General features: G+C 64.3%; 23 protein-coding genes and 1 pseudogene. 13 read left to right on the top strand and 11 right to left on the bottom strand.

The window, feature by feature from the left end; genetic code table 11:
- Window positions 1-6 precede the first annotated feature (6 nt).
- The 4 genes and pseudogenes from DPV74_RS12200 to DPV74_RS12215 all read left to right on the top strand — a co-directional run bounded on the left by DPV74_RS12200 (window position 7) and on the right by DPV74_RS12215 (window position 2857).
- Entirely contained in the window at window positions 7-1002 is a 996-nt protein-coding gene (locus tag DPV74_RS12200) for a YqaJ viral recombinase family protein (protein WP_119337257.1), read from the top strand.
- A gap of 11 nt (window positions 1003-1013) precedes the next feature.
- The gene (locus tag DPV74_RS12205; protein ID WP_119337258.1) at window positions 1014-1229 is read left to right on the top strand and encodes a hypothetical protein; all 216 of its coding nucleotides are present in this window, start codon (window positions 1014-1016) and stop codon (window positions 1227-1229) included.
- Between the two features lie 51 nt (window positions 1230-1280).
- Window positions 1281-1874, top strand: a pseudogene (locus DPV74_RS12210) (phage capsid protein); the annotation flags it as partial.
- A gap of 347 nt (window positions 1875-2221) precedes the next feature.
- Window positions 2222-2857 carry a hypothetical protein gene (locus DPV74_RS12215; protein ID WP_162923022.1) on the top strand — a complete coding sequence of 212 codons (636 nt, stop codon included), beginning with the start codon at window positions 2222-2224 and terminating at the stop codon, window positions 2855-2857.
- A 497-nt stretch (window positions 2858-3354) separates the two neighbouring features.
- On the opposite strand, the gene DPV74_RS12220 is transcribed toward DPV74_RS12215, so the two are convergent.
- From DPV74_RS12220 to DPV74_RS12250, 7 genes are all read right to left on the bottom strand, one after another.
- Window positions 3355-3879 (bottom strand): hypothetical protein, encoded by a 525-nt coding sequence (locus DPV74_RS12220; RefSeq protein ID WP_119337260.1) that lies wholly within the window; start codon window positions 3877-3879, stop codon window positions 3355-3357.
- Window positions 3872-4423: a hypothetical protein gene (locus DPV74_RS12225; RefSeq protein ID WP_119337261.1), complete on the bottom strand. Its 552-nt coding sequence runs from the start codon at window positions 4421-4423 to the stop codon at window positions 3872-3874. The genes DPV74_RS12220 and DPV74_RS12225 overlap by 8 nt, the downstream gene beginning before the upstream one ends.
- A 561-nt stretch (window positions 4424-4984) precedes the next feature.
- Window positions 4985-5902 carry a hypothetical protein gene (locus tag DPV74_RS12230; protein WP_162923023.1) on the bottom strand — a complete coding sequence of 306 codons (918 nt, stop codon included), beginning with the start codon at window positions 5900-5902 and terminating at the stop codon, window positions 4985-4987.
- Window positions 5903-5914: 12 nt separating this feature from the next.
- Entirely contained in the window at window positions 5915-6865 is a 951-nt protein-coding gene (locus DPV74_RS12235; RefSeq protein ID WP_119337263.1) for a hypothetical protein, read from the bottom strand.
- Between the two features lie 156 nt (window positions 6866-7021).
- Entirely contained in the window at window positions 7022-7387 is a 366-nt protein-coding gene (locus DPV74_RS12240; RefSeq protein WP_119337264.1) for a hypothetical protein, read from the bottom strand.
- Between the two features lie 42 nt (window positions 7388-7429).
- Window positions 7430-7831 carry a hypothetical protein gene (locus DPV74_RS12245; RefSeq protein ID WP_119337265.1) on the bottom strand — a complete coding sequence of 134 codons (402 nt, stop codon included), beginning with the start codon at window positions 7829-7831 and terminating at the stop codon, window positions 7430-7432.
- Window positions 7832-8382: 551 nt separating this feature from the next.
- Window positions 8383-9081 (bottom strand): MgtC/SapB family protein, encoded by a 699-nt coding sequence (locus tag DPV74_RS12250; protein ID WP_059693051.1) that lies wholly within the window; start codon window positions 9079-9081, stop codon window positions 8383-8385.
- 114 nt (window positions 9082-9195) lie between these two features.
- Between DPV74_RS12250 and DPV74_RS12255 the strand changes: the two genes are divergently transcribed.
- The gene (locus DPV74_RS12255; RefSeq protein ID WP_027790352.1) at window positions 9196-10305 is read left to right on the top strand and encodes an AGE family epimerase/isomerase; all 1110 of its coding nucleotides are present in this window, start codon (window positions 9196-9198) and stop codon (window positions 10303-10305) included.
- Here DPV74_RS12255 and DPV74_RS12260 read toward each other — a convergent pair.
- Window positions 10278-11897: a methyl-accepting chemotaxis protein gene (locus DPV74_RS12260; protein ID WP_119337266.1), complete on the bottom strand. Its 1620-nt coding sequence runs from the start codon at window positions 11895-11897 to the stop codon at window positions 10278-10280. The genes DPV74_RS12255 and DPV74_RS12260 overlap by 28 nt on opposite strands.
- A 271-nt stretch (window positions 11898-12168) precedes the next feature.
- Here DPV74_RS12260 and DPV74_RS12265 point away from each other — a divergent pair, with 271 nt between their 5' ends.
- Window positions 12169-12612 carry a PaaI family thioesterase gene (locus tag DPV74_RS12265; RefSeq protein WP_011353771.1) on the top strand — a complete coding sequence of 148 codons (444 nt, stop codon included), beginning with the start codon at window positions 12169-12171 and terminating at the stop codon, window positions 12610-12612.
- A gap of 185 nt (window positions 12613-12797) precedes the next feature.
- Here the strand turns inward: DPV74_RS12265 and DPV74_RS12270 are convergent, their stop codons facing one another.
- The 3 genes from DPV74_RS12270 to DPV74_RS12280 all read right to left on the bottom strand — a co-directional run bounded on the left by DPV74_RS12270 (window position 12798) and on the right by DPV74_RS12280 (window position 15070).
- Entirely contained in the window at window positions 12798-13046 is a 249-nt protein-coding gene (locus DPV74_RS12270) for a type II toxin-antitoxin system Phd/YefM family antitoxin (RefSeq protein WP_119337267.1), read from the bottom strand.
- Between the two features lie 117 nt (window positions 13047-13163).
- Window positions 13164-14216, bottom strand: a complete 1053-nt coding sequence (locus DPV74_RS12275) for a CaiB/BaiF CoA-transferase family protein (protein WP_119337268.1) — start codon at window positions 14214-14216, stop codon at window positions 13164-13166.
- Between the two features lie 86 nt (window positions 14217-14302).
- Entirely contained in the window at window positions 14303-15070 is a 768-nt protein-coding gene (locus tag DPV74_RS12280) for an IclR family transcriptional regulator (RefSeq protein ID WP_119337269.1), read from the bottom strand.
- Window positions 15071-15204: 134 nt separating this feature from the next.
- Here DPV74_RS12280 and DPV74_RS12285 point away from each other — a divergent pair, with 134 nt between their 5' ends.
- The 7 genes from DPV74_RS12285 (at window position 15205) to DPV74_RS12315 (ending at window position 22724) form a co-directional block, all read left to right on the top strand.
- Window positions 15205-15987 (top strand): crotonase/enoyl-CoA hydratase family protein, encoded by a 783-nt coding sequence (locus DPV74_RS12285; RefSeq protein ID WP_119337270.1) that lies wholly within the window; start codon window positions 15205-15207, stop codon window positions 15985-15987.
- Between the two features lie 79 nt (window positions 15988-16066).
- On the top strand, window positions 16067-17287 hold the full coding sequence (locus DPV74_RS12290) for a CaiB/BaiF CoA-transferase family protein (RefSeq protein ID WP_119337277.1): 1221 nt from the start codon (window positions 16067-16069) through the stop codon (window positions 17285-17287).
- A complete protein-coding gene (locus DPV74_RS12295; RefSeq protein ID WP_119337271.1) occupies window positions 17284-18084 on the top strand; it encodes an enoyl-CoA hydratase/isomerase family protein in 801 nt (266 codons plus the stop codon). The genes DPV74_RS12290 and DPV74_RS12295 overlap by 4 nt, the downstream gene beginning before the upstream one ends.
- 85 nt (window positions 18085-18169) lie before the next feature.
- Window positions 18170-19222 carry a porin gene (locus tag DPV74_RS12300; RefSeq protein WP_060315732.1) on the top strand — a complete coding sequence of 351 codons (1053 nt, stop codon included), beginning with the start codon at window positions 18170-18172 and terminating at the stop codon, window positions 19220-19222.
- Window positions 19223-19232: 10 nt separating this feature from the next.
- Window positions 19233-20555 carry an MFS transporter gene (locus DPV74_RS12305; RefSeq protein ID WP_119337272.1) on the top strand — a complete coding sequence of 441 codons (1323 nt, stop codon included), beginning with the start codon at window positions 19233-19235 and terminating at the stop codon, window positions 20553-20555.
- Window positions 20556-20592: 37 nt separating this feature from the next.
- Entirely contained in the window at window positions 20593-21747 is a 1155-nt protein-coding gene (locus DPV74_RS12310; RefSeq protein ID WP_119337273.1) for an acyl-CoA dehydrogenase family protein, read from the top strand.
- A 38-nt stretch (window positions 21748-21785) separates the two neighbouring features.
- On the top strand, window positions 21786-22724 hold the full coding sequence (locus DPV74_RS12315) for an alpha/beta hydrolase (protein ID WP_119337274.1): 939 nt from the start codon (window positions 21786-21788) through the stop codon (window positions 22722-22724).
- The last annotated feature ends 27 nt before the right edge of the window (window positions 22725-22751 follow it).

The following is a 22751-nucleotide window of genomic DNA, read 5'->3' on the forward strand; positions in this document are numbered from 1 at the left end:
CAAACCATGACGACACCTCACCCTGAACCACCCCGTGCACGTAAGCACGCACTGAAGCTCGTCAAGACGCAAGAGCTGAGTCGCGACGACTGGCTCGCCGTGCGCCGAACCGGCATCGGCGGATCGGATGCCTCTGCTGCGGTCGGCCTCAACCCATACATGAGCGCACTGGAATTGTGGCTCGACAAGACCGGCCGCGCCGACGGCCTGCCCCGCCCTGACCCGGATGATACGACGTCGCCGACGTACTGGGGAACGCTACTGGAGCCGATCGTTGCTGCGTCGTACACGAAGCAGACTGGCAACCGAGTTCGGCGCGTAAACGCCGTGCTGCGGCATCCCTCTATCCCGTTCATGCTCGCGAACATCGATCGCGAAATCGTCGGCGTTCCGGACGTACAGATTCTGGAATGTAAAACGGCCGGCGAGTTTGGTGTGCGACTCTGGCGAGAAGGCGTGCCCGAGTACGTGCAGATCCAGGTGCAGCACCAGTTGGCCGTGACCGGTAAAACGGCGGCGCACGTCGCCGTGCTGCTCTGTGGTCAGGCGCTCGAAGTGCATCGGATCGAGCGCGACGACGCGTTGATCGGTCGGCTCGTCGAACTGGAGGCGCGTTTCTGGCGCTTCGTGGAAACCGACACGCCGCCGCCAGCGGACGGATCGGAATCGGCTGATCGCGCGCTACGCCACTTGTATCCCGGCAACGGCGAAACGATCGACTTCAGCGACGACCGGATGCTGTCCTCCGTATTCGCCGATCTGGTCGCCGTGCGAGCCGAGATCGAGACGCGCCAGCAGCTCGAAGCGCAGTTCAAGCAGACAATCCAGCAAGCCATGGGTGACGCAAACCGGGCCGTATTCCAGACCGGCGCCGTGTCATTCAAGCGCAGCAAGGATTCGTCTGGCGTCGATCTGGCTCGTCTGCTGGCCGATCACCCCGAGTTCGAAACGCAGTACGCCATCTCGAAGCCGGGTTCCCGACGTTTTCTCGTTTCCACCTGATTCCAATCCCCATGACCAACCTCGAATGTCTCACCGAGATCATGACGTTCTCGCGATACGGCGCGCTCGCACAAGCGTTCGTGATGGATGCGCTCAGCCAGCACGCGGAGCGCGTTGCGACAACACCACCCGATCAGTTGCAAGCCAACCCAATGGTCAGTGCTCGTGCCTGGCAGGGCGTCGCCCTGGAAATCCACGCCAAGCTCGAAGCGCATTTTTCCCGATAGTCTGCATCGCTCGCAGTTCCCTTCCCCCTTTTTTCTATTTTGAGGACCACCATGCTCAAAGGTCTCGCCATCACGCCGCCCGTTGTCGGGCGAATCTCCATTGGGCGCATTGTCGAGAAGAATGGCAAGCGCGTTCCGGAAATGGATGACCAGTTCACCCTCACCACCCAGGTGCAGCAGCGCGGTGAATGGATGCTGCACCCGCTGAACGAGACGCTGCGCAAGGCCACCTCCGGCAAGCTGCGCGCGATACCGGTGCGTGTGCTGTTCAACGATCCGGATCTGAACCTGCGTGCCGACTACACGCTGTTCGATCGCGATACCGGCCGGCCAGTCTGTGTCGGTAACGGAGAACAGTGCCGACGCGTCACCGATGCTGGGATCGAAGCGATGCCCTGCCCGTCGCCGGATGGCTGCACATTCGGTCGTCAAGGCAATTGCAAGCCTTACGGGCGCTTGAACGTAATCGTCGGTGACGACGATGAGATGGGCTCGTTCATCCTGCGCACGACGTCATACAACAGCATTCGGACGCTGGCTGCGCGTCTGCACTATTTCCGTGCCGTATCGGGCAATCTGCTCGCCTGTTTGCCGCTGGAGTTGAAGCTGCGCGGCAAGTCGACCACGCAGAGCTACCGGTCGGCGAGGCGTGCCGCTCGGCACGCCTCTTAACGCTTCATCCATTCTTTTTTTCCCTTAGAAGAGAGCCGTTCGATTTCTAGACGACTACAAGATAACGCCCGCTAGTGGCTCGCAACAACTCAACGTAGATAGCATCCACAATCGATCGTTCAGGTGCATTCCAAGTCAGACTTGAACAACAACATCTCCCCCTTACCTCCACGCAATTATCCTGATCGGCGAACCAGCAAGCCGACACAGATCTAAATCCCATAGAAAAGATCGCCAATAGAATGTTTTTTCACAAATGTGCATTGTCGCCACGCCACTTCAGTGGCAAGATTACCTCACAACTTACTTTAGGATCGACAATGGCCGTCAGCTTTGGACTTGCGAAAAAAATAATCGAACACCCCAGCTACAATCTTGGACTAGCGCTGCCTTTCGTTGCCGCATTCTATCTACTCAACGATCAAGCACCAGTAGTATTACCACTGTTCAATTATGCGCTTGGCGAACAGCTTTCTATGGCACTCAAGATTCTAGGTGTTGCATTTTACTACACATCGTTTCTCTTCTTTTTTGTATTGGCAGGCGGATTCTCGTATCTAACAGAATCATCGAGATTGTACTATGCCTACCCGATCATGATCATCGTCGTATCCATAATTTCCTTCACTACACAGCAAGACGTCCCTAGATTTTTCCTATTATTCGGCACACTCGCCATCTGCTTTCTCTTGCTATCACGCTTCAATGATGGCAACGTGTCTCTATTGCTAGTTGCGGCAACCGGTGGGGCAATGTCATTACTGAGCTTCGTGGCAGGCATACTTTGGTTTGAGGGGCACTTCGTGTTCAACTCGGCAATTGCCAGCCTCTTTGGCTTCGCCATGCTAACTCCAGAATCACTGAAACTAGGATGGCCGATGCTAATTACTGTTGGATACGTTGTATTTTACGCAGTCTTTCAGACCAGTGAGCTTTGGAGCGAAATTATTACATGATCATCCGAATAAAAATTTAATCCAAGACTTGCCACACTTAATCCGAAACATCGCCTAGGCACTGAATCACGGCCTTTGACACAAAGCATAATGTCTCCGGATTTGCAACAGCAGCCCAAGAGCATCGTCAATCGCCCAGACCTTGCACTCCGTGTGTCCGATAACGCAGCAATGCTCCGTTTGACCTCACACACTCGGATACAATCACGCTCGCGGCGCTGCGGCATGCCGATTCTCGGTCCCGTAGCTCAGTTGGTTAGAGCAGTCGACTCATAATCGATTACGCGCCCTACGTCACGAGCACTGGACAAGCCGTTCAATTGTCGCAACGCGGCACCGGCGACCGACGGCCGCGCTGGTCAACTGCTCGCGTGGCATGTTGGCGACACCGCGGGCATGAGCGAGGACGGTCCATCGGCCACCGGTCAGTCGCTTTTCATTCAATATCGGCTATTTCAACGCTGTTGCCGGTCGGAAAGCGCTCGAATTGAGATACCTCATGCATACGCATCCATTTCGTTGACGAACGTATCCGCCAGTGCATACAGCGTGTCAAAATCGTAGGCTCTCCCGATCTTCGGTGTCCAATACCGCCCATGAGCAATCCAATGTCGGTATTTGAATGCACCCTTGACCTGACCAATAAGGCCCTTCGAAATCGTTGTGCAGTCTTGCCAGAGTGTGAGAATGTCATTCTCAAGCTTTGCTTTGTTCGCCTTCTCTTGGTGAAGTGCCCGCATCGCTTTCGATAGTTCATCTTTACGGCGTTCGTACACTCGCGTCAGATAATCAACCCTGATGGCGGCCTCCAACGAAGCCATCACCGTCATTGAGCTTCCCAAATCCAACTCATCAAGTGAATTTTCACGCGCCTCGATGATATTTTCCAAAGCAAAGCGCGCATACAACGCATCCGATCCGCTTGAGAAAAACTCAAACAAGGCAGCCTTCATGTTGTCATGATGCGCAGCCACCGCCTCTATGGTCAACTCCTGTCGAGAAAAGCTAACCCTGTCATTCATCCACGCCCCCCATGACCCCCATCAGTGCGCTACGAAACGAATCTTCATTAAGAGTTGTATAGATTATCCGGGGCGGCGGCGTCGCGATCTTCCATACCCACTGTTCCGGCGGAACACCCGGCTTCGATTCAGGACGAGGCTGACCAGGCTCGACAATTGTCACGGTGACTTTTACCTGGGTGGAGTCCGGAGGAACGATAACGAGCTTTGCTATGCCCCTTGGACCAATCATATCAACCCGCCCCCGAGCCCCAAGAAGAAACGTACCCACGGGCTTGAGCTTCACGAGATGACGCCCAACAATAAGATCCGCCCCTTTGGCGACATAGCTCCCCAAAAGCTCCTCATGCAGGTTGTACTCCGTCGGGACAAACGAAATGGTGCCATCTTTTAGGTACGCGTCTAGACTGCGGCGAACCAAATCGAAGAGCGTATCGAGTTTGAGAAGCCAAGTCTGCTTTTCCCGCTCAAGATCAAGCTTCCCCTCCTCCTTGTTAGCAGAGCTCGCTTGCTCCCGGATAAAAGAATCAAAACTGTCACTCATGATGGTCTCGCTATGAAGTGGTGGAATCTCGCTGTCATTATCGCTCGGGTTGCGGTTGGAGAGCGACAATTCAACGCCCGTACCCCGAGCCGAATTCAACGCCACTCCGTCGGCCTAGCTATTTCAGCTAAGGTCAGAACACCCTGACCACGTCACCGTGCCGAGCAACCACGCGCATTTGTTGTGACCCCATTTATTCACCGCAATCTTTGCACGACTTTGATCGCATTCACATCAGGCCCCCTCAATCGAGGCAAGCGCAAATGTGTCGACGCTCGTCACATCCTTAGAAACATCCGCCGCGAGAACACCCAGAAATTTCCTTTGTTCCCATCTGCCCCATGTGGAACCTCGACCAACTTTACTGATCATTCTGCCTCGCGAATGTCGAGACCGCCGGTAACCGCATTCGCACCGTTGCATTCTTGATCGGCGTCGTAGAATCAGCCCTCATTACACTTGACGCGAATGTCGAGCGATGGACCATAACGCTAGAAGGCAGTGCAACGCTTTCGCGCGAGAATGTTGCCGCGCTCAGTCGTACGAAAAAAACTATTATCTCTAAACGAATCTTCTTACGGCGTCATTGCTCACTTCAAACTCCGAAAGGAATTGCGCAAGGGACGCAGCATTAACCACGAACACAGTATGCTCCTTAGCCCGGGCGACGTCGTAGAAGCCACCAGCCAGTGTCAATTGCGAATCCAACGGTCGTGCACTCAGTTGCTTTCTGAAGCGTAAGAACGGCACCTCCAGGAATTCTGTTGATGCCACCTTTCCATCAGTCACAGATACTTCCTCGGGATTGAACGTGCAGACCTTCAGCGTCGCGGTCGTGACGATGACGCCGAAACACATCCGGAACAAGTCGAATTGCTTCGCCATGTACGCCTGATCTTCGATCGCATAAGCCTCTGTCGCGGACACCAATTCGGCAGCGACCCGCTCAAGCATCGGCCTCGATTTCGAGTCTTGTCCATGGACAACACAAAATGCGGATTCAGGCGTCGACGGATCAAGCGTCAGATCCGTCCAGCCAGCGTGTTTCAACTCATTGCTCGAGAAATGAGTGACCCATGCCTTGGCATGCCTGCGAAGAGGCGAGCCTGTGTTGGCCTTGAGAAAGATCCAGGATGATTCCAAAACCCTCTTGCACTCAACAACCATGACAGTCGTGCGATGCCTGTCTTCAAGTACGATGTCAATGAATCCGCCGTCGCCATCAAATTGATTTTTCCAGGCATGCTCCACAAATCGGACGCTCCAACCGTGGGAATCTTTTGTCTTTTCGATCTGGGCGACTACCCCCATCTGCAACGGGAAGCCGGATTGATTAACGATGTCGGTGAGTTTATTGGTGTCCATGTGCTGAAAGAACGCGCAGTTATTTTGCCAGTTGTCGCGAAAGCTTCTGGGACTCGCGCCGAAGCAGTTCGCCTGCCTGCCACAAGCCCAGAGCCGCTCGAAAGCCAGTGGCATCGACAGTAGCCCTCAACGCCCCTTCGGCACCCTTGCAATCTGAGCCTTCAACGATAGCGTGAGATTCAGTTTATGCTTCGTAAACGTTGAATGGCGATATTTGTCCGGGTCTTTCGACTCCTCACGCTCTCCAGGCTTCGCCTTCCATACGCCGAGCACGACAACCTCCATGTCCTCTTCAATGCCTTCGAACCAATCTGCATGATCCGTCCAGATGCTCGGTTCCACGCTCATGCCATGCGACTCGTCTTCAGCATCATCGCCGTACTTCGGAATATGGAGATTTATCACGCTTTTCGGTCGCCCGTTGACGATCGGACTCCGCTTTGATTTAACGACACCGTGCAATGCAATCGGATGCTTGACGGTCTGAAGTGACACCGCCCGATACGCTTCCATGTACCGCTCCGCCTCGAAGTAGAACGAGGACCATGGCACCACCGTATTTCCCTCGAATACCAGTTCCAGGTATTCCGCGATGTTCTGGTCGTCGTCACACGCGGCTCGAAGCAAGAGCACGTTCTTCGCGGAATTGATGTAGGCGGGTAACTTCCCAGACTTTCGCTGATAAACCGCTCCGCCTCTACGTGCCGCGCCGGCCGGCGACGATGACGCGGGCTTTCCCGCCGCAGATAACGCCTCGGCAATCATCATGAGACGGAGACGATACTTCCCCTCTTGCAACGCCTCGATCAACCCCTCCGATGGCGTGACAAGCTTCTTGATTTTGCCTTCGATTGCATGAGGGCAACCGCCAGTATGTTCCTGTTCCTTCAGGAGACGAAAATAGGCGTCGACCTTGATGTCCTTGTTATGTCGTTCACACGCATATGCGCTCTGGAACGTGACTCCCGCAGAACAACTCAAGCACCGCAACGGCTCGACGCCCTTGCCTTTCGAATATGTCTCCGCCGCCCATTCTTGACCGCGCGCATCAAGCGCCGATGCCATCCTGATTCCCATCGCACCTCCACGTCACCCCGAACATATTGGACGCCGAAATTCGGCGTTGCGCCCGCAACAAGTTGACTGCGGTCGACATTAGAGCGACCTGCGGACATCGAGTTCGCTTCGAACAACCTCCTGCCGCAGCGACTTGTTAACGCTCGTATGGGTGAATCACCTTCCCATCGTCAGCGTCCTCGCCTTCGCTGTAGGCTTCACGCGAACGATCTGGCCGTCGTCCTTCGCGAAATACCAGACGACGTACTCGATCAATCTGGCGACCTGCACGGCATCCGAGCAGTCGATCGGATCAATCGCCCAGCGCCCTGCGGCTCTGAGCTTCGCCTGATCGGCTCTTTCGTGGCAGTCGTACATCAGGCCTTGCCCGCGCGTCACTCTGCGCCAGCGATCGGCGATCCGATACTTCATTTGGAGCAATTCGGCCTGGCTCACCTGGGCTCCATCGAAGAAGAAGATGCAGTGGAAGTGGTTCGCGCGATGATCTCCGCCTGTCTCGAGCTTGCAGACATGGCCGACCATGTGATCGAACAGCGCCCGATCGGCTCGGAAACAAGTCGGAACTCATTCAGAACCAGTTTTGTTTCCGAGCACGAATGGGCTCGCGGCGCGCCGCTTTTGCTCCGTTGCTTTCTCCACTTCCTGATTGACCCAGTTGTTGACGGTGCGTTCGGTGACACCGTATTTCTTCGCTACCTGGGCCGCGAAGTCCTGTTCCTGCGATTCCTTCAAGTCCCAGTACAGCTTCACGGCGGCTGCGCGTTCGGCAGCGCTATGTTTGCTGACGCCGATTCGCCTCTTGGAATTGCCCTCCGACAATTCTGATGCTCCATCCTTCTCGACCTCGCTGTTGAATTGCGTCATGATGTCCGGTACAACTGCGTCAGGCGCGTCGTCACCGTACTCGAATCCATGTCGCTTCAGATAGGCAATAGCTTGCTCACGCGGAATGAACGTGCCAGCCATCAGAGATCAACACACTCTGCCAAGCGTGGTAATACGGACTCGAGATCGGGGCACCGGGAGATGTCGGGATCGGAACTTGACGTGTCACGATTTTTCCGATTACGCAATCGATACCTTCAAGGCCCTTCTCGCCGGTTGGACAAACGGCGTCAGCAATGGCGTAGGAAAAATCTCGGAAGTCGATGAGCGGATCGGACGAGAGTTTGACTCGAACTTGCACTTTGGCCCCGTTTGTGTGCGTTGGCAATGTGTCAAGTATAAGGGCCGGCCTTTTCGTCGCCCCCCCTCTGCGCCTGCGACATCGCATGATGCGAAAGCAAGCCAACGTCCCTAACCCCAGCCACATCCTCCTATCGCAAGCCCAAATCGAATGATAGGCTGCGCGATGGGCCAATAAATCCGATACCGAATAACCAATTGAATTTATTGGCTTTATCCGCTACTCTTGGCAGAGGTCATGGAAATCGGATAGCGGGGCCCGCGAACACGGAACCGGATGTCGAACGGAATCGGTGGTCGGCCATTGTCGCATGCCCCGTTGCCGATTCAGCCTATTCGTCGCCCGACAGCCCGTTGCCCTCTTCAAAACGCGTCACGCCCTTCAGCGCGCGCAGCTTGTCGCAGATCGCCTGGTATTCGAGCGCCGACACCCGCGCGAGCGCGATGCGCACCTCGTCGTGCTCGCCCGTGTCGTCGGCACGCTGCACGATGAACTGCTTCACGCGCGCACTGTCCGGGCCGAGCGCCGCATGCAGCGAATCGAAGTTCAGCGTGCCGCTCACGACCGTCAGCGCGACCTGACGGCGCTGCCGCACCGTGAAATAGCGCCGCTCCAGCGGCTTGATGCCGGCCAGGATGATCAGGATGATGATCGTCGCCGAAATCGACGCGACGTACAGCCCGCCCCCCACCGCAAGGCCGATCGCGGCGACCGACCACAGGCTCGCGGCGGTCGTCAGCCCGCGCACGATCTCGCCGCGCAGCAGGATCGAACCCGCGCCGAGGAAGCCGATGCCCGACACGACCTGCGCGGCGATCCGCGACGGATCGAGCATGATGTGGTCGCTGCTGCCGAGCACGTCGGCGAAACCGAACGCCGACACGATCATGATCAGCGTCGAACCGACACAGACGAGCATGTGCGTGCGCAGACCGGCGGCCCACGACAGGCGCTCGCGCTCGAAGCCGATGACGCTGCCGAGCGCCGCCGCGAGAACGAGCCGCATCACGAGTTCCAGGTTGCTCAGCATGCGATTTATCTCCTTTTTTGGTGCCGGCCGCGCGGAATGTTTTATCCTTGGCCCCGGCCGCGCCGATCCTCCGGGCCGCGCCGACACGTTTCGAACCCAGCGCTCAACCCCGTCATGTCCGTTTCCGACTCCGCTTCCGCCCAGGCCGCCCAGCTGCGCCACCATTTCGCGCACGTCGTCTTGCCGATCTGGCGGGGTTCAGGGTTCGACCAGACATTGCAACTGCCGTTCGAAGCCGTCGATCCGGCCACCCACGCGCCGCTGCCCGTGACCCGTTATCGCGCAATGGCGTGCGCACGGCAACTGTTCGTGTTCGCGCAGGCCGGCGACACCGCGCATGCAGCCACGCTGTTCGACGCGCTGGGCCGGCGCTTTCGCGACACGCGCCACGGCGGCTGGATCTACAGCGTCGACGCGCAGGGCGCGCCGCTCGACACGACCAAGGATCTCTATACGCACGCATTCATCGTGTTCGCGTGTGCCGCCTGGTACGCGGCGTCGGGCGACGCCGCCGCGCGCACGACGGCCGAGGAGACCGCCGCGCTGATCCGCGACCGTTTCGCGCCGCATCCCGGCGACGCGCTGCTCGATGCGGCGCGCCACGCCGATTTCTCGTCATCCGGCAGCGGGGCGCTGCAGAATCCGCTGATGCACCTGACCGAAGCCTGGCTCGCGGCTGCCGATGCATTCGGCGACGCGGCGTTCGACGACGCGCTCGCGCACACCGCGCAGGCCGTCGAGCGCACGTTCGTCGACGCGGCGACCGGCTGCGTCGCCGAGCTGCCGCTCGGCGCGGCAGACAACCGTTTCGAGCCCGGTCATCAGTTCGAGTGGTTCTATCTGGTCGATGCGGCCGGCGCGCGGCTCGCGCAAACGGGGCTCCCCGCTGCGCTGTCGCGCGCGTTCGGCTTTGCGGAGCAATACGGTGTCGATCCGCAGACGGGCGGCGTCTGCGCGGCGCTCGATGCGCAAGGCGCGTGCGTCGACGGCACGCAGCGGATCTGGGCGCAGACGGAGTACCTGCGCGCGCTCGCGACGCACGGCGGCACGCCGGCCTCCGCGCCGCTCGCACGGCAGATCGAGCGCTTCGCCGCGCGCTTCCTGCATCCGCGCGGCTGGTTCGAGTGCAAGACGGCTGACGGGCAGGTGTCGCGCGCCGACATGCCGTCGACGACGCCCTACCACCTCGCGACCGCCTACGCGGCGCTGCCGGCCGGTTCGTAACCCGTCCCGGCGAACGACGACGCCGCGCGTTCGTCGCGCGCGGCACGGCCGTCGCCCAGTTCGAATACCGACACGGCCTGCATCAGGTGCGCGGTCTGGTCGTTCAGCGACGCGGCCGCCGCCGCGACTTCCTCGACCAGCGCCGCGTTCTGCTGCGTGAGCTGATCCATCTGCGTGACGGCCTGGTTCACCTGCTCGATCCCGACGCTCTGCTCGACCGACGCCGAGGTGATCTCGGACATCGTCTGCACGACGCGCGTGATCGACGTCGACACCGTCCGCATCGCTTCGCCGGCGCGCTCGACGAGCTCCGCGCCGCCGTTGATCTGCGCGACCGAATCCTCGATCAGCGCCTTGATCTCCTTCGCCGATTGCGCGCTGCGCTGCGCGAGCGAGCGCACTTCGCCCGCGACGACCGCGAAGCCGCGGCCCTGTTCGCCGGCCCGCGCGGCCTCGACGGCCGCGTTCAGCGCCAGGATGTTGGTCTGGAACGCGATGCCGTCGATCACCGAGATGATCTCCGCGATCCGCCCCGAGCTCTGCGCGATGCCGCGCATCCGGTCGATCACGCTGTCGACCACGCCGCCGCCGTGGCTCGTCGCCTCGAGCGCCGCGTCGGCCAGCGCGCTCGCCGCGCGGGCGCTGTCGGTGTTCTGACGGACGGTTGCCGTCAGCTCCTCCATGCTCGCGGCCGTTTCCTCGAGCGACGCGGCCTGGGTGCCGGTGCGCGCCGACAGGTCGGCGTTGCCGCCCGCGATCTCGCCCGCGCCGAGGTGGATCGCATCGGACGCCTGGCGCACCGTGCGCACGGTGCCCGCGATGCTCGTCTGCATCGTCGCGAGGCCGCGCAGCATCCGGTCGATCTCGAACACGCCGCCTGCCCGCACGACTTCATCGAGCCGGCCCTGCGCGATCCGCTCGAAATGGCGGCCGGCTTCTTCCAGCGGCGCGACGACCGCGCGGCGCGCGGCCGCGTAGATCGCCGCGCTCGCCACGAGCATCGCCACCAGCAGCACGATGCCGACCGACTTGAACCACAGCATGCCGCCGTCGATCGTATCGAGCGCCGAGCGGCTCGATGTGCCGCCGTAGTCGGTGAAGCGGCGCAGCTCGGCGATATAGGCGTCCTGGATGCCCTGCGTCGGCTGGTCGAGGAATGCCTGGATGTTGTCGGCGTCGAGGAACTGCACGAGTTCGCCCAGCGCGCCGCGCAGCGCGCGATAACGCTCGGTGAGCGCCGCGACGCGCGCGCGGTTGGTCTCGTCGACCGGCTGCACGGCCGTCAGCGCGGCGAACGCCTTGTCGGCTTCCGCGAGCGACGCGCCGGCATGGCGGATGATGTCGTCCGGCTTCGGGCCGCCGCGCACCATCCGCGTGCCGGCGCGCGACAGGTTGATGCGCGCGTCGAGCAGTTGCTGGGTGGCCTGGCTCGCCGCGCCGACCTGCGTGATCGCGACGTTCGACAGGTCGTCGACGCCGCTGCGCGTCGACGTGAGCGCCCAGAAGCCGAGCGCCTCGATCGCGAACAGGAAAAGGCAGAACACGGTCAACACGCCGAGCAGACCCGACGCGAGCTTGATTTTTCCGAACATGGGGGAGATTCCTGGAAAGCGGACGATGAGGCAATGCCCCGGCATTAGCGGCATTTCTTCGTCGGACTTTAGGACCGGGAGACGGCAAAGTTCACGTTGCTCGTGCATTCCCGCGGAATCGCCGGCAAACCGGGGGATCTTCGGTATTCGACGCAATAATCGCGTCGCATCGCGCCGGAATTTGCACGAAATGCGGACGAATTTCCTTGCTTATCCGCAGCCCCCTTCCTAGAGTTCAGCGCAAGCGGGCGCTCATTTCGAAGGAAGTTCGATGACCGACATCACGGATCACGCGCGCGGCGCATTGCGCGCGCAACCGTTCAGCATGCTGCTGGGCACGGAGCTGATGCATATCGGCGACAACGAAGTGTCGCTGTGCCTGCCCGTGCGCGAGGAACTGCGGCAGCAACACGGGTTCGTGCACGGCGGCGTCATCAGCTACCTGGCGGACAACGCGCTGACGTTCGCCGGCGCGCTCGTGCTGGGCCCGCGCGTGATTACGGCCGAATACAAGATCAACTACCTGCGGCCGGCCGTGAACGGCACGCTCGTCGCGCGCGCGAAGCTCGTGTACGCGGGCCGGCACCAGGCGACCTGCCAGTGTCACGTGTTCGTCATCGACGGCGATCACGAACGGCTCGTCGCGATCGCGCAAGGCACGATCAACCGCGTCGGCGACGGGAAGATGCCGGATGCGCCGGAAGAGACGGCCTGACGGGCGGCACCGGCCGGTTCGACGAGACAAGCCGCGAAACGCCGAAGCCACGGCGCGTGTCGCACGGCCTGGCCGAAGGAATGCGAGGATTTTCGAGCCGTTCGGCAAGTCTCGCCTCGAACCGATCGCGAACGGTGCGGTCGAGCTTCTTCCACGCCTTCAACGCAGGTTCGAGCAACGCGAACTCAAAGGTCAACCAGTTTGACCTTGACGACTTTCCCGTTGGCGCGCGAATCGACGAGCGCGTTGTCTTCGATATCCTCGAGACGTTCGACCATCGCCTCCCATGTCTTCGCCGGGACGCAGTAGAACGCAGGTTCGTTGTGGCTCAGGATCGCAACCGGGAAGCCCTCGCCCGCCGCCACGGTTCCCATCGGGTTCCGCTTCAGCTCCGAAACGCTCGCCGTCACGCTGGCCAGAATGGTGTGGAGCATGTCCGCTCCTGATTCGATCGAAATTTCACCGTACCTTGTTCGGTACCAACTTTGGCTCTATCCAGAATGCCCTCACGATAACGCCGGGTTTGCTCCCTCACCGCGAGCTTCGACGCGCTACTCGGCCTCATCCCCCGCCAGCGGCAAAAACCGCGGCGCCACCCGCGCCCGCACGTGGCCGTTCTCGTCCGTTCGATAGATCCCGCGTGCGACGTTATGCGGATGCGCGACCGCATCCGCCACGCTCAGCAGCGGCGCGAAGCACACGTCGGTGCCTTCGAGCAGCGCGCGCCAGTACGCGGACGGCTGCTGCGCGAACACGTCGGCGAAACGCGCCTTCAGCGCGGGCCAGCGTGCGCGGTCGTACTGCGATGCCGGATCGACGTCGGTCAGCCCGAGCCGTTCGACCAGCAGCGCGTAGAACGGGGGCTCGAGCGCGCCGATCGTCACGCACTCGCCGTCCGCGCAGCGATACACGTCGTAGAACGGCGCATCGTGGAACAGGCTCGGCTGCGCACCGTCGAGCTGCCCGTTCGCGCGTGCCCACAGCGCGAGCGAACCGAGCATCGACACGATGTCGACGATCGCGCCGTCGACCACCCGCCCCGGCCCGCCGCCGCGCACGTCGAACAGCGCGCAGACGATCCCGAACGCGAGCCCGAGCGCGCCGCCCGCATCGCCGACGACGGTTGGCGGCAACCCCGGCCGGCCGTCGCGCGGCGCGGACAGCGACAGCAGCCCTGTCAGCGCGACGTAGTTCAGGTCGTGCCCGGCCGCGGCCGCGAGCGGGCCGTGCTGGCCCCAGCCGGTCATCCGGCCGTACACGAGCTTCGGATTGCGGCGCGCGCAATCTTCAGGCCCGAGGCCGAGCCGCTCCATCACGCCGGGCCGCAGGCCCTCGATCAGCGCATCGGCCTGCGCGATCAGGTCGAGCGCGGCCTCGCGGCCGGCCGGCGACTTCAGGTCGAGTTCGACGATCGTCTTGCCTTCGCGCAGCAGGTCGCCGTCGCGGGCCTTCAATGCGTCCGGCGCGCTCGTGCGGCCGGCCGGGCGCGCGATCAGCGTGATCCGCGCCCCCATCCCCGCGAGCATCCAGCCCGCGAGCGGGCCGGGGCCGAGACCTTCGAATTCAATGATGCGGATGCCGGAAAGCGGCGCGTTCAATGACATGACAGCCTCGCTGAAATGCAGTCGGGACAAGAGCGGCGAAACCGCCCGATTCTATGCGAATGCCGGCGCGCGCCGGCCTCGGCCGGCTAGCCGGACGCCACATCCGGACGCTGCGCGTCCAGCGCCTCCCGCATCGCCCGCACGATCGCGTCGCGACGCGCGCCGATCCGCTCGACGGGCCCGGCCACGCCCATGGCCAGCGGCAGGCCGTTCCAGCCGTCCGCGATCACCATCGAGATCATCGCGGCGCCCTGCGTGACCGTATGCGCCGAATAGGAATAACCGAGCCGGCGCGTCTGTTCGACCTTGTCGAGCACGACGTCCTCGTCGATCGTCCTGCCCGATTTCCCGATCCGGCGAATGCTGCGCGATACGAGCCGGCGGATCGTGCTGTCCGGCTGAAGGCTCAGTAGCGCCCAGCCGAGCCCCGACATGCAGATCTCGCGACGCGTGCCGATCGGCGCGTAGAACTGGATCGGAATCGTATGCGAGCCCTCGACCGCGTCGATGTACTGCACGTACAGGTCGCTCTGCACCGCGATCACGACCGCCTCGTGCGTGCGCAGCGCCAGCCGTTTCGCGACGGCATGCCAGTGCCGCCGGCTGCCGGCCGCGGAATCGACGAGCGCTTCGCCGAGGTTGACGAGCCGTGCGGTCGGCGCATACGCGTGGGTTGCGTCGTCGTACGAAAGATAGCCGAGCGCCTTCATGCTGGTCAGCAGCGCCGCCGCGCTCGAACCCGGATACCCGCAACGCGTGGCGATCTCGCGCACGCTCAGCGGCCGCTGCAATGCGCTGAAGAGTTCCAGCACCTCGAACACGCGCGCCGCGCTCTTGACCACGTTTCCGCTCATCCCGCCCTCTCCGCTGCAACCGGGACGGGCCTTCCACATATGTGGAACGGAATTTCCCGCCGCCAACCGTCGTGACGATACTAGGCTTCGGCCCGCGGCGTGAAGCCCCGCGGCACAGAACACACGGAGACATCATGGCAGCCTTTCTGATCCGTGAACGGCAGGGCCCGATCCTGACCGTCACGATGAACCGTCCCGAAACCCGCAACGCCATTTCGGACACCGATGCGATCGACGCGCTGACCGAATGCTGCGACGACGCGAACCGCGACGAGTCGATCCGCGTGCTGATCCTGACCGGCGCCGGCACGACGTTCTCGTCGGGCGGCAACGTAAAGGCGATGCGCGCATTCATGGAATCGGAGTCGCACGACCTTGCCGCGATCCGGTCCGGCTACCGCCGCGGCATTCAGCGCCTTGCACGAGCGTTCCAGCAACTCGAGGTGCCGGCCATCGCGGCGGTCAACGGCCCGGCGATCGGCGCCGGCACCGACCTCGCGTGCATGTGCGACATCCGCATCGCCGCCGACCGCGCGCGCTTCGCCGAGAGCTTCATCGCCCTCGGCCTCGTGCCCGGCGACGGCGGCGCATGGTTCCTGCCGCAGATCGTCGGCGCCGCCGTCGCCGCGGAAATGTCGTTCACGGGCGATGCACTGGACGCGCAGGCCGCGCTGCGCTGCGGGCTCGTGTCGCGCGTCGTGCCCGACGCCGACCTCCTCGCGCACGCCCATGAACTGGCCGGCCGCATCGCCCGCCACTCGGGCACCGCGTTGCGCCTGACCAAGCGCCTGCTGCGCGAAAGCCGCCATGCAAGCCTCGACACGGTGCTCGACCTGTCGGCGTCGTACCAGGCGTTCGCGCACGCGACCCCGGAACATCGCGCGGCGGTCGACGCACTCTTCGCCGCACGCAGCTGAACCCCGACGCATCACGGCCGTGCAGCCGGCGCGTGCCGGTCTGCCGGCGCATCGCATCCCCATCGAAGGAGACATCGTCATGACCAGCAGTAACGAAGGCGCGCTCGCGGGCGTGCGTGTGGTGGACCTGAGCCGCGTCTATGCGGGGCCGTTCTGCGCGCAGACGCTCGCCGACCACGGCGCGGACGTCATCAAGATCGAACCGCCGCAGGGCGACGAAACGCGCGACTGGGGGCCCGCGATGCCGAACGGCCTCTCCAGCTACTACTGGGGGCTCAACCGCAACAAGCTCAATCTCGCGCTCGACCTGTCGCATCCCGACGGACGCGACGTGCTGTTCCGCCTGCTCGAGAAAGCCGATGTGCTGGTCGACAACTTCAAGCAGGGCACGCTCGAACGCTGGGGCATCGGCTACGAAGACTGCCTGCGCGAGCGCTTTCCGCGCCTCGTTCACTGCTCGATCTCCGGATACGGCACCGACGGCCCGCTCGCGCGGTTTCCGGGCTACGACGCCGTCGCGCAGGGCCTCGCCGGCTTCATGTCGATCAACGGCGAACCGGGCGGCATGCCGCTCAAGGTGCCGTTTCCGGTCGTCGACTTCGCGGCCGGCATGAGCGCCGTATCGAGCGTCCTGCTTGCGCTGGTCGAACGGACGCGCTCCGGCCTCGGCCAGCACGTCGACATCGACCTGTTCAGCACGGCGCTGTCGATGCTGCATCCGGTCAGCACGAGCTGGATGGCGACCGGCGAGGTTCCCGTCGCGACCGGCAACGTGTACGGCGCGATCGCGCCGTACGGCGTCTATCCGTGCAAGGACAAGCCGGTCGCGACCGGCGCCGGCAACAACCGCACGTTTGCGCGGCTCGTCGAAGCGCTCGGCGTGCCGGAGCTGGCGCGCGATCCGCGCTTCGCGACCAACGCGCAGCGCGTCGCGCATCGCGATGCGCTCGACACGCTGCTCGGCCAGCTGACCGCCGAGCTGCGTGCCGACGAGGTCGTCGAGCGGCTGATGCACGCGGGCGTCGCGACGGGGCCGGTGAACACCGTCGCCGACGCGTTCGGCCACCCGCAGGCGGCGCGCAACGCGATGTTCGTCGACACCGACACGTACACCGGCGCAGGCATCCCCGCCAAGCTTTCCCGTACGCCCGGATCGATACGCCGGCCGCCGCAGCCGTTCGCCGCCGACACCGACGCCGTGCTCGACGCGTTCGGTATCGACGCGGCGCGCCGGGACGCGTTGCGGCAGGCGGGCGTGCTCCACGACACGCGCGCGAATGCTGCCGGGAGCGCGTCATGACCACGCCGGGCGCATTTTCCTCGCTGACGGGCGACGACGCCCCGTCGATCCTGCGCAACGACGACGACGGCATCGCGTGGCTGACGATCCATCGCCCGCACGTCGCCAACGCGCTGTCCGCCGACGCGATCCGGCGCCTGTGCGACGAACTGGTCACGCTCGACGACAACCCGTCGATCCGCGTCATCGTGATCCGCGGCGCGGGCGAGCGCGCATTTAGCGCGGGCGTCGATCTCGGCGATCCCGAGATTCGCGGGATGCGGCCGATGCGCGGGCTCGCCCGCAACGTGCACGAGTTGATCCTGGAACTGCGCAAGCCAACCATCGCGGCCATCAACGGCTTCGCCGTCGGCGGCGGCTTTGAAATCGCGCTCGCGTGCGACCTGCGGATCGCCGCCGATCACGCGACCTTCGCGCTGCCCGAGGCGCGCGTCGGGATGGGCGCGAACTTCGCGAGCGTGCTGCTGCCGCGCCTGCTGCCGCGCGCGATCGCGATGGAGCTGCTGTTCACGGGCCGTCGCCTCGACGCGGACGAGGCGCAGCGCGTCGGCTTGCTGAACCGCGTCGTCCCCGCCGCCGCGCTCGACGACACCGTGCGCGAACTGGCGCGGACGATCTCCGAAAACGCGCCGCTCACGATCCGCCGCATCAAGGAAACCGCGACACGCAGCCAGGGGCTGCCGGCGGCCGCCGCGCTGCGGCTGGACGTCGGCCCCGACGTCTACGCGAGCGAGGACCGGATCGAGGGCGCCCGCGCGTTTCTCGAGAAACGCAAGCCGGTATTCAAGGGGCGCTGAACCGACGCGGCACGGCGGCACCCCGCGCGCAACCGCTCCCAGAACGCGGGCGCGCCACAACAAGACATGGAACGGAGACACCTTCATGCAACGGAAAGCATTCCTGATCGGCGCGTGCGTGCTGAGCGCCACGTCGGCGCACGCATCGTCGGTCACGCTGTACGGGATCGTCGACAGCTACGTCGAATTCGACCGCATCGGCAGCCTGTCGAGCCTGCGGCAAAGCGGCGGCGGATCGTCGACGAGCCGCATCGGACTGACGGGCGTCGAGGATCTCGGCGGCGGCACGTCGACGAAGTTCGTGCTGGAAAGCGGCTTCTCGCCGGCCGACGGATCGTTCCAGGGCGGCACGCTGTTCTACCGGCAGGCCTACGTGTCGCTGCAGAACACGCGCTACGGCGACCTTCGGCTCGGCCGCCAATACACGCCCGCGTTCTACATCGTGTACGACGGCGATCCGTTCGGGCTCAACGAACGGCTGTCGCCGCTCGCGCTGCTCGCGACGTCGACGGACACGATCACGAGCAACACGACGCCGCCGATTCCGCGCTTCAACCAGGCGGCGTCGTACCTGAGCCCCGACTGGAACGGCCTGCGCGTGATGGCCACGTACGGCTTTCCGACGCCCAACGCGCTGTCCACGCAGGCCGGGCGCAACTACGGCGCCGGGCTCCAGTACCGGATCGGCGGGCTCTATCTCGGCGCCGGCTTCCAGGGCGACACGTCGGCCGGCAACCTGGCGCCCGTCGTCTCGCCGTCGACGACGCGCCACTACGTGTTCGCGGCCAACTACGCATTCGCGCGCGTCAAGCTGTACGCCGCGTTCCTGTACGGCGTCGGCACGGCGGCGCACCTGCCGGCGTTCTCGACCGCGAGCGCCGGCGCGTCGATCAACGTCGGCGCGCTCGATCGCGTGCTCGTCTCGGTCGTGCGTCGCGACGTGAAAGGCTCGGCGAACGACGCGACCGCGCTCGGCGTCGGCTACGACCATCCGCTGTCGAAGCGCACGTCGCTCTACGCCCGCTATCTGTACGTGAAGAACGGCGGCGACGCCCGCAACACGGTCGTCGTCGGCCTGCAGCCGCAACCGGGCGGCACCGGGCAGGTGTTCGCGCTCGGCATCGCCCACCGCTTCTGACGGAGTGTCCATGACCCCGACCCTTTCCACTCACGCGGCCGCCGCCGGCGATCGCGCGACGCAGGCGCTCTACCGGCGGATCTCGCGCCGGCTGCTGCCGTTCCTGATCCTCTGCTACACGCTGTCGTTCATCGACCGGATCAACATCGGTTTCGCGCATGCGCAGATGGCCGCCGAACTGCACTTCTCCGACGCCGTCTACGGGCTCGGCGCGGGCATCTTCTTCATCGGCTACATGGCGTTCGAGATTCCGAGCAACGCGCTGCTGGCGCGGATCGGCGCACGCAAGACGATTGCCCGGATCATGGTGCTGTGGGGGCTCGGCTCGGCCGCGACGATGTTCGTCACGACGCCCGCGCAGTTCTACGCGTGCCGCTTCCTGCTCGGCGTGTTCGAGGCCGGCTTCTTCCCCGGCATCCTGTTCTATCTCGGCGCGTGGTATCCGCCGCGGCAGCGCGCGAAGGCGTTCGCGCTGTTCATGACCGCGCTGTACCTCGCCGGGCTGATCGCCGGCCCCGTGTCGGGCGCCATCCTCTCGTTCTTCGACGGCGCCGCCGGCCTGAGCGGCTGGCAGTGGCTGTTCCTCGTCGAAGGGCTGCCGAGCAGCGTGCTCGGCCTCGTCGCGCTGCGCTTTCTCGACGACCGGCCGGACGACGCGCGCTGGCTGTCGGACGCCGACAAGGCCGCGCTGCGCGCCGCGCACGCGCACGCCGAAGCCGCCACACCGGACGCGAACGCGGCACGGCCGCTGCTTGCCCACCGCGATTTCTGGCTGCTGTGCGCGGCCAATTTCGCGATCGCAGCCGCCGGCTACGCGCTCGTGTTCTGGATGCCCGTGATCCTGCATCGCGGCGGCCTGCATGGCGCGATGCGGATCGGGGTGCTGTCCGCGCTGCCCTACCTGTGCGGCATCGTCGGCATGCTCGCGATGGGCTGGCGCACCGAGCGGCGGCGCGAATGGCGCGGGCACGGCGCGGTCGCGATGCTCGCGTGCGCGGCCTCGCTCGCCGGGCTGGCGAGCACCGCCGGCACATCACACCTGATGATCGCGCTCTGCGTCGCGGTCGCCACGCACGCCGCGGCCCTGCCCGCGTTCTGGGTGCTGCCGGGGCTCGCGCTGCCGAAGCGCTCGATGGCGGTCGCGATCGCGGCGATCACGATGTCCGGCGCGATCGGCGGGTTCGCGAGCCCGTTCCTGATGGGCGTGCTCAACACGGCCACCGGGTCGATGCGCGGCGGCCTCTATTTCAACGCCGCGCTGCTCGCGGCCGGCGCCGTCGCCTTGCTCGGCACGCTGCGCACCCGCGCGGTGTCGCGTGCGAACGCCGGCTGACGGCATCGCCCCCCTTTACTCACCCTCATCGACTCCCATGAATTTCGACCTTGAACTCGAACACCGGATGATCCGCGACCTCGTCGCACGTTTCGTGCAGGACGAGCTGATCCCGCTCGAAGCAGCGGTCATGGCCCGCGAGGCCGACGGCCAGCGCTTCGGGCTGCTCGACGAAGAACGCGCCCACCTCGACGAGCGTTCCCGGCAGCTCGGCCTGTGGGGCCTCGACGCGCCGCTCGACGCCGGCGGCTCGGACCTGCCGGCCGTCGCGATGGTCGGCGTCAACGAAGCGATCGGCACGACCGTGACGCCGTACATCCTGCCGCCCGATTCGCCGAACCTGCGGATGCTGTGCGACGTGGCCGACGACGCGCAGCGCGCGCGTTATCTCGAACCGTACGCACGCGGCGTCACGCGTGCCGCGATGGCGATCTCCGAACCGGGCGCCGGCTCGGACCCGGGCGCGCTGTCGACGACGGCCGTGCGCGACGGTGACAACTGGGTGCTGAACGGACGGAAGATCTGGATCAGCCACGCGCCCGAAGCCGACTGGACGATCGTGATGGCGCTCACCGATCGAAGCAAGGGCAAGCGCGGCGGCATGTCGGCATTCATCGTCGACCGCGGCACGCCCGGTTTCATCATCGAACGGCGGATCCCGATGATCGGCGGGCTGTCGACCTACGAAATCGTGCTGGACGACTGCCGCATTCCCGCCGCGCAACTGCTGGGCCAGGAAGGTGCCGGCTTCGCGCCGATGCAGGCACGGCTCGCGAACCGGCGGCTGGAGATGGCCGCATGGTGCATCGGCCGCGCCGAGCGCGCGGTCGCGATGCTGTGCGACCATGCGAAACAGCGCAAGACCTTCGGCGTGCCGCTCGCGGAACGCCAGGCGGTCCAGTGGTGGGTCGCCGACGCGCTCACGCAGATCCACGCGTGCCGCCTCATGACCTACGAAGCGGCCGTGCGCGTGGATGCCGGCCAGGATGCACGCACGCAGATCTCGATGGTCAAGGTGTTCGCCACCGAAATGGCGTCGAGCGTCATCGATCATGCGATGCAGACGCTCGGCGCGATGGGCATGACGAAGGAAATGCCGTTGCAGCAGATGGCCAGCGAAGCGCGGCTGATGCGCATCTTCGAAGGCCCGACCGAGGTGCACCGCTGGGTCATCGCGCGCAGCGCGCTCTGACCGCGGCGCACCGCCCACCTTCACGATGGAGCCATGCGTTGGACACCCTGCATCTCGTCGACCCTGAAATCCGCCCGCTGCTCGAGACCTGGCCGACCGTCACGCTCGGCATCGACAACCTCGCGCAGTCGCGCGAACGCGTGCTGCCGCTGCCGCCGCCCGACCTGGCCGGCAGCACGCTCGAACACCGCACGGTGCCCGGCCCCGCCGGTGCGCCGGACGTCCCGGTCCTCGTCTACCTGCCCGACCATCACGCGCGCCCGCTCCCGGCGATCGTTCACCTGCATGGCGGCGGCTTCGTGCGCGGCAAGGCGAAGGATCTCGAGGCGGTGCACCGGCCGCTCGTGACGCAGCTCGGCTGCGCGCTGATCTCGATCGACTACCGGCTCGCGCCTGAAACCGTGTTTCCCGGCGCGATCGAGGATTGCTACGCGGCGCTCGCGTGGGTCTTCCGCCACGCCGATACGCTCGGCATCGATGCGTCGCGGATCGGCGTGGCGGGCGAGAGCGCGGGCGGCGGACTCGCCGCGTCGCTGGCGCTGCTGGCCCGCGACCGCGGCGAATACCGGCTCGCGTTCCAGCATCTGATCTACCCGATGCTCGACGATCGCACCTGCACGCGCACGCCGCACCCGCATGCCGGCGAGTTCGTCTGGCACGCGGCCAACAACCGGTTCGGCTGGACCTCGCTGCTCGGTCACGCGCCGGGCATCGACGGCGTGTCGCCCTACGCGGCCGCCGCGCGCGCCACGCGGCTCGACGGCCTGCCGCCCGCGTTCCTGTCGGTCGGCTCGCTCGACCTGTTCCTCGACGAAAACCTCGACTATGCGCGGCGCCTGCTCCGCGCGGGCGTGCCGACCGAACTGCACGTGCTGCCCGGCGGCGTGCACGGTTTCGACATCGTGCCCGGCGCGCGCATCGCCGAAACGGCGCGCCGCCTGAGCCACGACGCGCTGCGCCGCTTCCTGCACGGCTGACGAAAACGACGCGGGCGGCCGAAGCCG

Origin of the sequence: Burkholderia sp. HAN2018 (genome assembly GCF_024704855.1) — a bacterium.
GTDB lineage: Bacteria > Pseudomonadota > Gammaproteobacteria > Burkholderiales > Burkholderiaceae > Burkholderia > Burkholderia cepacia.